The organism is Maricaulis sp. ABE4_448 (assembly GCF_056160825.1).
The window spans coordinates 255,599-269,093 of the sequence record NZ_JBSWXX010000004.1 but is presented as its reverse complement, the minus strand read 5'-3'; the positions used below and the strand labels follow the sequence as shown (position 1 = coordinate 269,093).

The following is a 13,495-nucleotide window of genomic DNA, read 5'->3' as shown; positions in this document are numbered from 1 at the left end:
CTAGCCGTTGCGCAGACGCAGGCCAAAATACAGGCCGCGGCCCGGCGTATGATAGCCGAACACATCCTGATACTCCTCATCGAGCAGGTTTTCGCCGCGCACATAGAGCTCCAGTGCATCGCTTGCCTTCCAGCGCACCTGGCCACCCACCAGGGTGTAAGCGTCCAGCGTCACTGTCTGGAAGGACCCGAAATCCGTATCCAGCTGATCGCCGGTATGGTCGACCGTCAGCGCACCGGACCAGTCGAGGTTTGCCGGATGCCAGTCGAGCGTCAGCGATGCCAGCTGCTCCGGCCGGCGAATCTCCGCAACGCCATTCTCCTCACTCTCCAGCAGGGAGAGCGAGCCGAATGCCGACCAGCTGCCGGAAATGTCCCAGCTGCCCGAGAGCTCGACACCCGACCGGTTGGACAAGGATGCGGCGTTCAGTGCGGTCGACGGGAAGCTCGAGAAATCGGTGTAAATCTCGCCCTCGAGCTCGGACTCGAAATAGACGGCGGAAAGGGTCGCACGCCCCTCCAGCAGGGTCTGGTCCCAACCGATCTCCCAGCCCGACGAGCGCTCGGGATCCAGGTTCGGATTGCCGACAAAGCTGCCCGGGAAATAGCCGAACAGCTCGTAGATGCCCGGATTTTTGACCCCTTCGCCAAAGCTCGCCCGGGCCCGGCCATCGACAGAATCAAACGCCCAGCCGGCGCCGACCCGCCAGGTCGTGGCATCGTCAAACCGGTCATGGATGTCACGCCGGACAGACGCGGTCAGTGTGAGCGCGCCATGGTCCAGACCGTAATCGGCCGCGAAAGCACTCGCTTCGATCGACGGTGACTGGTTCGATCCCGCCCCCGGCGCCGTGAAGGATTTCAGGCGATCGCGGTCGTGCTCGACAAGACCTGTCAGACGGTGCCGCGTCTCGCCCGTCGACCAGCGGCCGGTGACTTCATAGTGAGACTGAAGCCGCTGCCCCAGCGAACGGCCCGTCACCGCACCGTCCGCAAAATTCTGGACCTCGTCATCGGTAAGCTGCACAGCCAGTTCGTGCTCGACCTCGAAACCGCCGGTCGAATGTTCAGCCAGCAGCGCAGCCCGGGCAAAGACGATCTGTCCGTCCGTGTTCCGGTCGACATCGTTCAGCAGGCCGTCGAAATCGGTATCGCTGTCGAACGCGCTTTCATAGGACAGCCAGCGCGCCGAACCCTCAAAACGGACAATATCGTTAAGCACATATCCGCCCGCGAGATTGACGGTTTCGTTCTCATAGCCATCTTCCTCGCCGCCGGTTCCCGACACGTCGATCCCGTCGCTGCGATAGGCACTGCCGGACAGGGTCAGCCAGCCTCTTTCGAAGGTCGAGGCGATCCGGCCATCGCCGTGGAAGGTCCCGAATTCACCGCCCTCAAGCCCCAGCGACGTCGTCATACCCGCCGTGGGTCGCGCCGTGGTCAGACGGACAACACCGCCAATGGCATCCGCCCCCCACAGGGCCGACTGTTCGCCGCGCGACACCTCGATCGAACCGAGATCGCTGAAGGCAAAGTGCGCAAAGTCCGCTTCACCGGTGAAAGGATTGTTGGCCTCCACACCATCGATCAGTACGAGAACGTGATTGGCCTCGGCGCCGCGGGCACGGATCTGGGTCAGCGCACCGGGCGCCCCGGAATGCGAAACCGCCAGGCCCGGAACAGCCCGCAGGATATCGGCCGCGAAAACCGATCCACGGGCCTGGATATCCGCAGCGTCCAGGCGGGTGATACTCGCCGTCGCATCGTCGGCCGGTATCGGCACGCGAGCAGCGGTGATCAGGATGACATCATCGTCCTGCGCGTCCTGGGCCAGGACGGCGGGTGAAATCAGGATTGAACTGGCCGCCAGCGCCAGCGGCAGCGATTTGTGTATGCGCATGTACCACGTCTCCACAGCATGGTAACCGGCCGCACACGCGACCGGCAGGTTGCAAGGAGTCGTCGAAAACGGAAAATCCGCGCCAGCCTCGTGTTTTCCCGCACGAGCGGACAGACGACGGCGATGGCAGGTCTTCCGGCTTGCGGGTCCATGCGGACGATGCCCCTTCCCGGAGCCTCAGGCTCCAGTGGTTACTTGCATCGCCGCTCGCCGCTTACGGCTGCGGGCACAGCGCCGGACTTGGCCATCACCTGGAAAAGTGGTGACCGCACCGGCTTCCCGATTAATCCCGTGAGGGAACCATCGCGACGCGGACGCTAGGGCCGGCCGCGGCAAAAGGCAATGCCGGTGCCCCGCATGCAACAGCGCGTATCACTCACGTGACGCCAACTGGGCTTCCAGGTTGCGGATACGCTGGTGAAGTGCGCGCTCTTTGACACGGTCCGGCTGCGAAAGCGTGCGTTCGAGCGCGCGCAGCTCACGCTGGCTTTTCCGCCAGCGCCGCCAGAGCAGAAACACTTTGGGACCTTCAACCAGATAGCGGCGCCACATGCGGCCCGGCTCCTGCACCAGACGGTGCAACCACTCCAGCCGTGCCCGCTGAACCCAGACCGGTGCCCGCCGGGCCTTGCCGCCCAGGAAGTCCAGCGATGCGCCCACGCACAGTCCGACGCCCGTGCAGTCGCCTCGATCAAGACAGGCTTCCGCGATCATTTCCTGCTGCGGAGACCCCACGCAGAACAGTACGAAGCGCGATGGATTTTCAGCAACGAATTTTGCGCACTCGGCGACGGCCTCCGGATTGTTCCGCAATCCCATCGGCGGTTCGTGCCAGCGCACATCCTTCAGACCGTAGCGCGCCGAGACGGCGTCAATAACGGCCCGGCTACCGCCAATGATCGTCAGCGGTGCCGCCGGATCGATTGCGGTGTCGAACAGGCGCGCCGTCAGATCCGAACCCGGTGCGATATCGATACGCTCACCCGACATGCGGCCGATCAGTTCCAGGACACGGCTGTCACAGACCGTCAGCCAAGCCTGGGCGTAGAGTGTGGCAAGCACGGTGTCGTGCTCGAGCCGCACCAGATGATCGACATTGGGCGTGACGACAAAGGCGAAAGGACGGACCGGATCGCGTTCGGTGATCCGGTGCAGGGCCGTATCCAGACCGATCTTGTCGAAGGCCGAGTTCAGAAACCAGATATGACGCGAACCGCTACGCCGTTCGACGAAACTGCCGCTGGCCGCTGCCTGCATGATCTGACATCCCTTGTCCCGTTACGCACCACGCGCAACCGTTTCACCCCCACCGATGCAAACCGCGCGCCGTTTTCCCCGATGACGTGCATCCAATCGGACCTCCTGCGGCATCCAGAAGAGCAAAGGTCGAGGAGGACCCGGCATGCTTGTGAAAGCGGGAGTTCTGGCAGCCATGGCGGCACTGTCCGCCGTCTCGCTTGCGCTGCCGCCGGTGACCGGCCTGAATGTCACCTTATCGATGGGCGCGTATTCCGTCGTTCTGGACGCCGGCAGGAGACCGGATTTCCGGATCGATGCGACCTGTTTCGCGACACCCTGCCCACTTGCTGAACTGCGCTTCGAGAAGTCGGACGAGACGCCTGACGATCTGCTGCCGGAGGTCGTCTAGTCTGGCGCTTTAGCCGCCGCGTCTCTGGCGGCGCATCTCGAAACGGGCCGGACCGAATGCTTCGGCCGCGGATCGTGGCAGTGCGAGCACATGCCCATGAGCGAGTGCTGCGACATGCTCGGCCAGCAGGGGCGCATGAGCGAAACCGCGCGAGCCGAGACCGGAGAGAATGAAAGTTCGCGGCCCCATCGCTCCGGCGACCGGGAGCCGGTCCGGCGTCGAGGCCCGCACACCACGCCAGGTCTGCACGACCTCGCCGGCCTTCAATGAAGGAAAGTGCCGCTCGAACGCCGCGCGGAAATCGGCAATCACAGGCTCGTCCGGCCCAGCATCCTCTCCGGCGACATGGGTGGCACCGACCAGCACACCGCCCGGCGCCGCACAGGCATAGCCGCCCCAGGTCACAGGCTGCGCCGGCGCTTCGCCTGCAAAGACCGCGACCTGTCCGGCGCTCGCTGAAATATCCGGATACCAGGCCGCTGTACCGGCCCCACAGGCAAACACAACGCAATCCGCACGGCACAGTGTTTCGCCGTCTGCATCCGCCAGCAGAACGTCGCTGTCCGTCTCGGAGATCGTTGAAATCCGCGCCTCGTGGACCGGCACATCGCCCAGCATCTGGGCCACGATCCGCGCCGGTTCGATGCGGGCCGCAGCATGCATGTGCAGCACGGAGCCATCCCACTCGACCCGCTCGTCCATCAGGGCGGCGATCCCGGCGAAACGCTGCGCTTCGCGCTCATCCTTCGCCAGCCGGACGACCCCGCCGGGATAGAATCCGTCGAAGTCTTCATAACATCTGCGCGCATAATCAAACGCCGCCAGGGTTGCGCGGACATGGGGCCGGTCGGCGCGCTCCAGGCGCGGCGTCAGAAGACCGGCCGGTGCACCCGAAGCGCCGCCCGCCGGCCCGGCTGCATCAAACACGACGATTTCACTGCCCCGGCCTGAAAAGGCACGGGCCAGACTGGCCCCGGCAATTCCCGCACCGATGATCGCGACCTTCCGCGGCAATGGCATTGTTGCGGCGGATGTGCCGGGAAAAACGGCTTCCAGCCGCTCGCGCTTGCGCCCGAAGCCGGGGCGTTTGGCGACCTCGAAACCAGCGGCCTGCAGGCCCCGCCGGACATGACCGGCCACCGTGAACGTACCGATCCGCGCGCCGGGCGCTGACAGCCGCCCGACTTGGTCGAGGACATCCTGTGACCACATGGCGTCATTCTTTGCCGGCGCAAAGCCGTCGAGAAACCAGGCATCGGCCCGGAAATCCATATCGGCCAGTGCAGCCTCGACCGTGTCGTGAATGACGGTGATCGCGAACCCGTCCTCGGGAAACACCAGGCGATGGACGCCCTTTTGCCGCGATGGCCATTGTTCCAGCAGACGCGATGTGAGCTCTTCAAGACCCGGCCAGGCCGCGAAGGCCCGGCCGGCCTCATCGCGGCTTAGCGGATGTTTCTCCACGGAGACGAAATCCAGCCAGGCGCCAACCGGCCGGGTCTCGCGCCAGAGCTGCCAGAGCGCCAGCGCATTCAGCCCGGTACCAAAGCCCAGCTCGCCGACAACAAAGTGCTGCCGCCCCTGCCAGGCCTCGGGCAGCCCGCAGCCGGCCAGGAAAACCGCCCGCGTCTCCTCAAGCCCGTCCTCAGCAGAAAAATAGACATCGCCATAGTCGGCCGCACGCGGACCAGACGGCTCGCTCCAGTCGAGCCGGGCCGGCTCGCAAACCAGGCTCTCCCCGGTCATCTCGACCTAGAGCGTCTGGGTGAAGCGGGCGAAGGCCATCAGGCCTTCCGGCCAGGGGCCATGCCCGCTTTCCGGCTCGAAATGCCCGGCCTCGCCGGCATTGCCGAAATGAATGCCCCAATCGCGCGCCCAGGCTTCTGCCTTGGTGATATTGCAGGTGGGATCGTTGGCGCTTGCCAGCAGCAGACCGGCAAAGCCGAGCGGCTGGCGCGGCACAGGATCAAAGCCATGATCGCCATAGGTCGTCTTCAGCTCGGGACGCTCCCAGTCCGATGCGCCCACCAGAAAGGCTCCCGCAATCTTGCCGGTGAGCGCCGGGGCCGCATGGGCCACCGTGAGTACGCCCAGCGCATGCGCGACGAGAATGACAGGCTTCTCCGCCTCGCCAACCGCATCGACCAGCCGCTTGACCCAGGTCTCGCGCTGCGGCTGGTTCCAGTCATCCTGATCCACACGACGTGCCGTGGACATATTGCCCTGCCAGCGCGTCAGCCAGTGGAAGGGAGAGGGATTGCCCGCACCGGGCACGATGAGAATGTCGGCGTCCTTGATCTTCATGACGCCCTTCTACCGCCGATCGGTGCAAACGCCATCCCCCCAAAATGAAATGGCGCGGAACCGGTGGGTTCCGCGCCAGTTGTCCTCGTACGGCCTTGTCGATCAGCCGACTTCGGAGGGTATCTGGTCCAGGGCGGCTTCCAGCTCGGCAAAGCTGGGCTGCATCTTGGAAGGGACGCCGCCGCGGCCGATCTCGACCGAGATCTGGGCAGCATTCCCGTGCAGGTGCGCCACGAGCACATCCTGGATGATCTTGTAGAAGCTGTGTTCTTCGTCATAAACGGCCTGCATGTAAGCCGCGAAAGGACCGACGAAACCGTAGGCGACGAACACGCCGAGGAAGGTGCCGACGAGGGCGCCACCGATATAGCCCCCCAGAATGGCCGGCGGACTTTCGATCGCGCCCATCGTCTTGATCACGCCCAGCACGGCAGCCACGATACCCAAGGCCGGCAGGCCGTCCGCCATGGTCTGCATGGCGTGGGCAGGATCGGCGGCTTCGTGATGGTGCTTTTCCAGCTGCTTTTCCATCGCGTCCTCGACCTGGTGCGGGTCTTCCAGGTTCATCGTCATCATGCGCAGCGTGTCGCAGATGAAGTCGACGGCGAAATGGTCCTTCATGATCCGGGGATAACGCGTGAAGATCGCGCTGTCCTTGGGGTTCTCGATATGACTTTCGAGCGCGATAACCCCTTTCGTCTTCATTGTTTTTGTTAGCAAGAACAACAATGAAAGCAGATCGGTATAGTCCTGCCCCTTCCATTTGGGGCCGGTGAAGATCTTGGCGAAGTCGCCGAGGGTCTTCATCACCGTTTTCGGCTTGTTGCCGATCAGGAAGGCGCCGACTGCAGCGCCGCCGATCATCATCAGCTCGAAGGGCATGGCTTTGAGGATGACGTCGAAATGGCCGCCGGCCAGCGCGAAGCCGCCGAACACCATGACGAACACGACAATGATGCCGATAATCTGGAACATTTTGTACCGTCCACCGCTCTGGTAGGCCGTTTCTCGACCCCGTTTGACCGGCACTATGACGGGACAAGCTTAATGTCCGGTTGAACGCGCGTTATGCGGGTGTTTACGGATGGGGGGCGGCGCAGCCGGTTCGGTGACCGGTCATTCAGGCATACCCGCTCTTTAAAAACTCATTGGACGGTCGGAAATCGGCAGTCTAGATCAGCATCATGACCCCGCCCCAGACTGCGTCCACGCCCACCAGTCCCGCCGAACGGCGCCAAGCCTTCCGCCTGCTTTTCCTGTGCCTGATGGCAACCGGTATCGGCAATAACATGCTGTTCGCGATCCTGCCGCCGCTGGCGCGCGGACTGGCGGTGCCGGAATACTGGGTCGGCGCGATCTACACGGTATCCGCCGTTCTCTTCATGACCATGACACCGGTGTGGGGCGCGCTTTCTGACCGCCGGGGACGCAAGCCTTTCATCGTGTTCGGTCTGTGTGCCTTTGCCTGTTCGACTCTGATCTTTGCGGCCGCAGCCTGGGCCGGGGAGAGCGGCTGGATCCCGCCCTTGGGGGCAATCTTCGCCATGGCGCTGGCTCGAACGCTGTTCGGCGGTCTGGGTTCGGCAACCAATCCGTCTGCACAGGCCTATGTCGCCGACCGGACCAGCCCGGGCGAACGGACCGAGGCCTTGGCCGGGCTCACAGCCGCTTTCGGCCTGGGCGCGGTGATCGGCCCCACCCTCGCAGCAACCCTTGTCGAACTCGTCGGCGTGCCGGTCTTCATGGTGATCATTTCGGCAATAGTCGCCTCGGGCGCCTTCGCAGTGTGGTACCGGTTGCCCGAACAGTCCCCGCCCAAACAGCAGAACCGGCCCATCAATCCCTTTGCACAGTTCGCCTTCGGGGCCGATCCGCGGATTTTCCCCTTCGTGGCTTATGGCTGTGTTGCCTGGATCGTACAGTCGCTCAGCCTGTCCACGCTTGCCTTCTTCGTGATGGACTCGCTGCAACTGGACGAGGCCGCCGGCCTGCAGATGTCGTCCATCGCGCTGGCCGCGGGCGCCGGCGCGCTCATCGTCGCCCAGCTGGTGGTGATCCCGGCCCTGCACGCCAGTCCGCGCATCCTGATGTCGCTGGGTGCAGGGATCACCATGGCGGGGTTTGCCCTGATGATCGTGGCGCCGAACTATGCCGGTATTGTCACCGCCTACATCCTGATTTCATTTGCGTTCGGACTGGCCCGCTCGGGTTTTGTCGGCGGTGCGTCGATTGCAGTAGAGCCGGAAGAGCAGGGACGGGTTGCTGGCCTGACCACGGCGACCGCCGGACTGGGCTTCATCCTCGGCCCGGTCGGCGGCCTGTTCATGTATAACCAGCTGGGCCATCTCGTGCCCTACTATGTCGCCTTCGTGCTGGCCGCTATCACGCTGGCGCTGGCTTGGCTGCACCCGGGCATCAAGCGTGTCGCGAATATCGTCGAGGTCAAGCCGGAGCCCTGAGCAAGCCAAGGCCCCGGTGACATCACTTCAGAACACGAGGACTATCGGGCCGCTGCAGCAGCGATCACCGCATCATACATCGCCTGGCCGACATAGCCGTCGGCGAGATGGCCGTTGGAGCGCTGGAAAGCGCGCAGCGCGGCGCGCGTATTCGGTCCGGCAAGCCCGTCCGGCGTGCCGCTGTCGAAACCGAGCGCGTTGAGCGCCGCCTGCAGCTCCCGCGTCTGGCTGCGGGTGATCGGCGGATTGTTTTCCGGCCACGGCCCTTCGAAAGACTCGCCCCCGGCAATCCGGTCTGCGAGATGCGCGACACCGATCGCGTAACTGGTGGAGTTGTTGTAGCGCAGGATCACGCGGAAATTCGGGAAGGTCAGGAAGCCCGGCCCCGAACCACCGGCCGGCAGATCCAGCCGTGCGGCCTGCATCAGCAGGTCGGCCGCCCATTCACCGCGAGCCGGCGCGATGCCAAGCACCGCCCATTGCGACACCAGGCGCGACTGGCCCGGGTCCCAGGCGGCGAAATCAAAGCTTTCCGGCACATCGACTTCAACGACTGCAGGCTGGCCTGCCCGCCAACCGGCCCGGCCGAGCAGGTTTGCGGCAGACGCCAGCGCATCGGCCTTATTCGTCCAGATATTGCGGCGGCCATCGCCATCCCAGTCATGGGCGCGTTCCAGATAGGTGGAGGGGATGAACTGCATCTGGCCCATCGCGCCGGCCCAGGAACCGGTGAGCTGGTCGCGCGTGGCATATCCATTATCGATCATGGTGCCGACGGCAATCAGCTCGCCTTCAGCCCAGTTGCGGCGACGGCCTTCCCAAGCCAGCGTCGCAAGCGAACGGACAATGTCGTTATTGCCGGGGATCTCGCCATAGGAGCTTTCCAGCCCCCAGATCGCGATCAGGATTTCCGGGCGCACCTCGAAATGCGCAGCAATGGCATCAACCGTCTCACGGTTTTCGGCATAGGCCGCCCGGCCGTTGCGGATACGCAGGTCGGACGCCGCGATATCGAGATAGGACCAGAGCGGCCGCACGAATTCCGGCTGGCTGCGGTCGCGCTCGATGATGCGCATGTCCGGCTCCAGCCCGTCCAGCATGGATGCGACGGTGTCCGGCGTGGCGCCGGACACTTCCAGCCGGCCACGAAATCCGGCCAGCCAGTCAGCAAAACTTTCGCCGTCGGGCTGGGCGTGTGTGGCGGCAGACAGGGACGTAACAAGGGCCAGGCTGGCCAGTAGCGTACGGATCATCCATTCCTCGTGAAGCGCAGCGGATCGAGATTGGCGATCTCGATGATAAGCTTCCGTTTCAATGCGTCCACGAAATCATGATGTTCGTTTGTTGGCGAAATGAAGGCGCCGGGCCCGGCGATCACCTCGTTTTCAAAATACGCGGCCACATTGATCGACACGGATGGCCGGAAAGGATGCTGGCGGGCATTGTCGATGGGCAGGCCGTTAATGGTGATCATCTCGGCCTCGGCCCGGCTGCGCGCGGCCGACAGGCTCGGACCGGCATTCTGGGGGCCGTCGCCCGACAGGTCGATCACCCGGCGTACGCCGTCATAGCGATTGTCCGCGATCAGGCTGACCGAATTGTCGATCGCACCGCCAATTGCGGTACGCCGGCCGGAAATGAAGGGCGCTGTGGCCAGTGTCGCGGCGAAAGCCCGGGCATCGTCTTCCGTCTCGATGACCGTCCAGGGCGCGACGACGCGCTGGAAGTCGGCATCGGCCCATTCCAGATACATCACCGCGATGCGGCCATAGCCGCCGGACTGGATCGCGGAGATCACTTCCGGGTCGGCGAGTGCCGCGACGTGACCTTCCCGCTGACGCCGTGCCTCGACCTCGTCGATCGAGGACGACACATCGACCGCCAGTACGAGTTCTAGGTCGACCATCTCGCGGCCATCCTCAGCGTACTGGATCTCGCGGGTATACCAGTCGGGCGTGGCGGCAAGATTGCCGCCGGTCAGGCAAAGGACGGCCAGGGTCGAAAGGCCGGCCCGGACGGCAAGTCTCATGGCGCCAGCCCCGTTTTCGACGCAGCCGCAGGACGGGCGGGATCGCGGCCAAGTTCTGCCGGCGATGGCAGTGCGCCGGCGATCTCGATCACCAGCTTGCGCAGGATTGCTTCGCGGAACTCCGCCTCGGTGCGGGCCGGCAGGACGAAGGCGCCCGGACCAGTGATGACGTTTTCCTCGAAATACCCGTCGAGATTCATCTCGACGGGCCGCACCCAGCGCCCGTTGCCGGCGGAGATTACCGGCAGTCCGTTGACCACCACGCCGGCCGCATCCGCACGGGCCCGCGCCTGTTCCAGCGGCAGTCCCTGGTTCTGCGGCCCGTCGCCCGAGATATCGATAATGCGGCGGGGTGCCGAGTGCAGATTGCTCTCTATACGCTGCACGCTGTCAGCGATCGCAGCACCGATCGCCGTGTAGTGGCCGCGTTCGAGCGGGGCGGCAGCGACGCGGGCGGCAAACTCCAGCGCATCTTCCTCGCTGGCGATCACGGTCCAGTCGGCCGCGGCGCGCTGGAAGCCGCTATCGGCCCATTCCACATAGGTCACGGCGATCCGGCCCAGCGGCCCGCCCTGGATCGAGCGGATCACATCTTCCGAGGCCAGGGCAGCCACATAGCCCTCGCGCTGGCGGCGCGCCTCTTCCTCGTCAACGGAATAGGAGATGTCGACGGCGAGCACGAGCTCGACATCCACGTCGTAGTCATAGGTGAAATCGTCGTACTGCGCGCTGGCGCCAGCCACGAAAAGGGCCGCTGCCGCGACCCCGAAGCATACCCCGAACCCTGTCATGGCGCGCACACTATGAAGGGTTTGCGGCGCGAACAACTGACGATGTGGTAAGCTTCGCTCACGCTGTGCGCCGCAAGCCCGCCAGCAGGCCACCGACAGCAATCTGGCACACGCCGCACACGCGCTCGCGCCAGACAAGACCCACCGGTCCGCGCACAAAGGCCCCGCCTGTCGCCCCCAGCGCAGCATAACCGGCAAGAATCGGCAGTTCGGTACCGTGCATGATGGCCAGCATCAGAAGATAGTCGGCCCCGCCGGTCTGCCCCGGAATGATGAATTGCGGCAGCAGCGCGCCGAAGAACAGCACCGATTTGGGATTGCCCAACTGCTTGACCATCCCCTGGGTGAAGGCCGGTCCGGCCAGCTCCGAAACCGTTACCGGCTGCGGCCGGGCCGCCACCGTGCGAGCATTGCGCAGGGTAGAGATCCCCAGCCAGACAAGATAGGCCGCGCCTGCCCACTTGATCACCGTAAACAGGAGCGCCGAGCTGACGAGGACCGCGCCGAGCCCGAAAACCGACAGCGCGAAATAGATCGTATTGCCCGCGAGCACGCCCACCGCCGTCGCCACGCCGGCCCAGAACCCGCGCGCCATGCCCTGGGTGGAGACCAGAAGCACGGCCGGCCCCGGGCTCAGCGACATGGCGATATGCATGCCCGTGAAGGTGAGGATGAGTTCGGGTGTCATGGCGGGCTCCAGCAGAACAGAACCCTTCGGCTGAGGATGAGTTCGGGTGTCATGGCGCGCTCCAGCAGAACAGAACCCTTCGGCTAATGCAGGCACGGACGGGGATACATCTCAAATCCGGCGGAGGCGCGATTGTCCGCGCTGTCTGCCAGACCTGGTAGCACGCCTGCCCGCAAGTGCGGCACCGTGGCAAACCGAAGACCTGGTTCATTCGATTCGCCCCGGCGCGCGCGTTGATATAAAGTGGTTAATGCGAATGGAGACGGACGCGCCGTCCAGGCGGCGCTCGGGGCAATCGGGGAAGTACATGTTCGATATGGTTACCGGTCTGGGCGTGACCGGCTGGTCCGGCATTGCAATGATCTGTGTGCTACTGGCAAGCTTGGCAGCCTGGCAAAACCATCGCATTATCCAACGCGAAGACGCGCGTGATGCGCGCGAACGTGCCGAAATGGCGAGCCGGTCGGCGCCCGCGGGCACAACTGCTGCCCCCCGCAACGCGACGGCAACAGCCACCGCCCGCGACACACAGGCACCGCTTCGTCCCGCCCCCGTATCGGCCAGCCAGCGCACCGGCCCTGGCAATGGATCCAATGACAGCCTCTCACCCTATGAGGCCTACCGGGCCATGATCGACAAGCGCGTGCAGGATTTCGCGCGCTCGCGCGGCAGTCTCGTCCTATCGATCGTGCATCACGAGGTAGACGAGTATATCGATACCGATACGGCTATCGAGGCGATCAACCTTATTCGCCACGCACCGGACAATGCCCCGATCGACATCATCCTGCACACGCCGGGCGGGATCGCCTCGGCGACCCAGCAGATACTGCATGCGCTGAAGCACCATCCCGGCCGCAAGACCGCTTTCGTGCCCTATCGCGCAAAATCAGCGGGCACGATGATCGCCCTCGCTTGTGACGAGATCGTCATGGGCACCAGTGCCGTGCTCGGCCCGATCGATCCGCAGTACGCCTGGATGCCCGCGCCGATCCTTGCCGCACTGACCGAACACAAGTCCGCCGACCGCGTGAGCGACGAGATGCTGATCCTCTCGAAGATGGCCAAACAGGCTGTCGAGGAGGCGCGACGTTTCTCGTGCGACTACGTCAATGACGCCCACAAACAGGACGGCACCTGCGCCCTGACCAACGACCTGATCGGCGGCGGGCGCAATCACGACTATCCGATCCTGCCGCAGGAGGCCGCCAGCTTCGGACTGAACATATCGACGGCGATGCCGGAAGCCGCATTCGGCATTTGCCAGCCGCCACCGAAGGACGATCCCGTGCTGATCGTGTCGATGATGAACAGCCAGCCGGAACGCGATGGCGGCGCCCCGGTCGCGCCGGTCTTCCGCTGAGCCGCGCATCAGGCGCAGATCGAGCGCACAGACGATGTTGACAGGACGCTCCGGCTCCCGTATCTCCCGCGCTCCTTTTTAACACGCTTACCAACGTGAAGGCCGAACGATGAAAGTCCGCAGCTCGATCAAATCGCTGAAGAACCGCCACCGCGATTGCCAGGTCGTGAAGCGCCGTGGCCGTATCTACGTCATCAACAAGACCGATCCGCGCTTCAAGGCTCGCGCCGGCTAGCCGGCTGCTGCCGGGCCTGCTTGCAGGTTCCAGCGCGCCCAAATCGACTTGTCGCATAACCCGTGCACCCCGGTGCGCG

Annotated in this window: 13 protein-coding genes and 1 riboswitch; of the genes, 4 read left to right on the top strand and 9 right to left on the bottom strand. The window is 64.4% G+C overall.

The genetic code is table 11. The features are described from left to right. Together ACXAJV_RS12790 and ACXAJV_RS12785 are read right to left on the bottom strand one after the other, a co-directional pair. Positions 1 to 1,899 carry a TonB-dependent receptor plug domain-containing protein gene (locus ACXAJV_RS12790; protein ID WP_475085800.1) on the bottom strand — a complete coding sequence of 633 codons (1,899 nt, stop codon included), beginning with the start codon at positions 1,897 to 1,899 and terminating at the stop codon, positions 1 to 3. Positions 1,900 to 2,007: 108 nt separating this feature from the next. Further along, positions 2,008 to 2,219, bottom strand: a riboswitch (cobalamin riboswitch). A 52-nt stretch (positions 2,220 to 2,271) separates the two neighbouring features. After that, complete coding sequence (locus tag ACXAJV_RS12785; protein ID WP_475085799.1) at positions 2,272 to 3,156, bottom strand: WecB/TagA/CpsF family glycosyltransferase; 885 nt, start codon at positions 3,154 to 3,156, stop codon at positions 2,272 to 2,274. Positions 3,157 to 3,301: 145 nt separating this feature from the next. Here ACXAJV_RS12785 and ACXAJV_RS12780 point away from each other — a divergent pair, with 145 nt between their 5' ends. Next, a complete protein-coding gene (locus ACXAJV_RS12780; RefSeq protein WP_475085797.1) occupies positions 3,302 to 3,547 on the top strand; it encodes a hypothetical protein in 246 nt (81 codons plus the stop codon). A gap of 9 nt (positions 3,548 to 3,556) precedes the next feature. Here ACXAJV_RS12780 and mnmC2 read toward each other — a convergent pair whose 3' ends face one another. The 3 genes from mnmC2 to motA form a co-directional block, all read right to left on the bottom strand. Next, complete coding sequence (gene mnmC2 / locus ACXAJV_RS12775) at positions 3,557 to 5,293, bottom strand: tRNA (5-methylaminomethyl-2-thiouridine)(34)-methyltransferase MnmC2 (protein WP_475085796.1); 1,737 nt, start codon at positions 5,291 to 5,293, stop codon at positions 3,557 to 3,559. A 6-nt stretch (positions 5,294 to 5,299) separates the two neighbouring features. After that, a complete protein-coding gene (locus ACXAJV_RS12770; RefSeq protein WP_475085794.1) occupies positions 5,300 to 5,851 on the bottom strand; it encodes an RBBP9/YdeN family alpha/beta hydrolase in 552 nt (183 codons plus the stop codon). 102 nt (positions 5,852 to 5,953) lie between these two features. Continuing rightward, the gene (gene motA, locus ACXAJV_RS12765; RefSeq protein WP_475085792.1) at positions 5,954 to 6,826 is read right to left on the bottom strand and encodes a flagellar motor stator protein MotA; all 873 of its coding nucleotides are present in this window, start codon (positions 6,824 to 6,826) and stop codon (positions 5,954 to 5,956) included. A 209-nt stretch (positions 6,827 to 7,035) separates the two neighbouring features. On the opposite strand from motA, the gene ACXAJV_RS12760 reads away from it, so the two are divergent. Beyond that, positions 7,036 to 8,310: an MFS transporter gene (locus ACXAJV_RS12760; protein WP_475085790.1), complete on the top strand. Its 1,275-nt coding sequence runs from the start codon at positions 7,036 to 7,038 to the stop codon at positions 8,308 to 8,310. A gap of 41 nt (positions 8,311 to 8,351) precedes the next feature. On the opposite strand, the gene ACXAJV_RS12755 is transcribed toward ACXAJV_RS12760, so the two are convergent. The 4 genes from ACXAJV_RS12755 to ACXAJV_RS12740 all read right to left on the bottom strand — a co-directional run bounded on the left by ACXAJV_RS12755 (position 8,352) and on the right by ACXAJV_RS12740 (position 11,818). Next, positions 8,352 to 9,563, bottom strand: a complete 1,212-nt coding sequence (locus ACXAJV_RS12755; RefSeq protein WP_475085788.1) for a lytic murein transglycosylase — start codon at positions 9,561 to 9,563, stop codon at positions 8,352 to 8,354. Next, the gene (locus ACXAJV_RS12750; RefSeq protein ID WP_475085787.1) at positions 9,560 to 10,339 is read right to left on the bottom strand and encodes a DUF1194 domain-containing protein; all 780 of its coding nucleotides are present in this window, start codon (positions 10,337 to 10,339) and stop codon (positions 9,560 to 9,562) included. Before ACXAJV_RS12750 ends, ACXAJV_RS12755 begins: the two co-directional genes overlap by 4 nt. After that, positions 10,336 to 11,082, bottom strand: coding sequence for a DUF1194 domain-containing protein (locus ACXAJV_RS12745; RefSeq protein WP_475085786.1), 747 nt, complete (start codon positions 11,080 to 11,082; stop codon positions 10,336 to 10,338). The genes ACXAJV_RS12750 and ACXAJV_RS12745 overlap by 4 nt, the downstream gene beginning before the upstream one ends. Positions 11,083 to 11,188: 106 nt before the next feature. Then, positions 11,189 to 11,818 (bottom strand): LysE family translocator, encoded by a 630-nt coding sequence (locus ACXAJV_RS12740; RefSeq protein WP_475085784.1) that lies wholly within the window; start codon positions 11,816 to 11,818, stop codon positions 11,189 to 11,191. A gap of 307 nt (positions 11,819 to 12,125) precedes the next feature. On the opposite strand from ACXAJV_RS12740, the gene ACXAJV_RS12735 reads away from it, so the two are divergent. Beyond that, positions 12,126 to 13,181, top strand: a complete 1,056-nt coding sequence (locus ACXAJV_RS12735) for an SDH family Clp fold serine proteinase (protein ID WP_475085782.1) — start codon at positions 12,126 to 12,128, stop codon at positions 13,179 to 13,181. A 109-nt stretch (positions 13,182 to 13,290) separates the two neighbouring features. Beyond that, positions 13,291 to 13,416, top strand: coding sequence for a type B 50S ribosomal protein L36 (gene ykgO, locus ACXAJV_RS12730; RefSeq protein WP_075188610.1), 126 nt, complete (start codon positions 13,291 to 13,293; stop codon positions 13,414 to 13,416). Positions 13,417 to 13,495: the final 79 nt, after the last annotated feature.

What these genes read in the sequence shown, in the direction of transcription:
- ACXAJV_RS12790 (WP_475085800.1), bottom strand. Translation starts at nt 1,899, where the DNA reads ATGCGCATACACAAATCGCTGCCGCTGGCGCTGGCGGCCAGTTCAATC.
- ACXAJV_RS12785 (WP_475085799.1), bottom strand. Translation starts at nt 3,156, where the DNA reads ATGCAGGCAGCGGCCAGCGGCAGTTTCGTCGAACGGCGTAGCGGTTCG.
- ACXAJV_RS12780 (WP_475085797.1), top strand. Translation starts at nt 3,302, where the DNA reads ATGCTTGTGAAAGCGGGAGTTCTGGCAGCCATGGCGGCACTGTCCGCC.
- mnmC2 (WP_475085796.1), bottom strand. Translation starts at nt 5,293, where the DNA reads ATGACCGGGGAGAGCCTGGTTTGCGAGCCGGCCCGGCTCGACTGGAGC.
- ACXAJV_RS12770 (WP_475085794.1), bottom strand. Translation starts at nt 5,851, where the DNA reads ATGAAGATCAAGGACGCCGACATTCTCATCGTGCCCGGTGCGGGCAAT.
- motA (WP_475085792.1), bottom strand. Translation starts at nt 6,826, where the DNA reads ATGTTCCAGATTATCGGCATCATTGTCGTGTTCGTCATGGTGTTCGGC.
- ACXAJV_RS12760 (WP_475085790.1), top strand. Translation starts at nt 7,036, where the DNA reads ATGACCCCGCCCCAGACTGCGTCCACGCCCACCAGTCCCGCCGAACGG.
- ACXAJV_RS12755 (WP_475085788.1), bottom strand. Translation starts at nt 9,563, where the DNA reads ATGATCCGTACGCTACTGGCCAGCCTGGCCCTTGTTACGTCCCTGTCT.
- ACXAJV_RS12750 (WP_475085787.1), bottom strand. Translation starts at nt 10,339, where the DNA reads ATGAGACTTGCCGTCCGGGCCGGCCTTTCGACCCTGGCCGTCCTTTGC.
- ACXAJV_RS12740 (WP_475085784.1), bottom strand. Translation starts at nt 11,818, where the DNA reads ATGACACCCGAACTCATCCTCACCTTCACGGGCATGCATATCGCCATG.
- ACXAJV_RS12735 (WP_475085782.1), top strand. Translation starts at nt 12,126, where the DNA reads ATGTTCGATATGGTTACCGGTCTGGGCGTGACCGGCTGGTCCGGCATT.
- ykgO (WP_075188610.1), top strand. Translation starts at nt 13,291, where the DNA reads ATGAAAGTCCGCAGCTCGATCAAATCGCTGAAGAACCGCCACCGCGAT.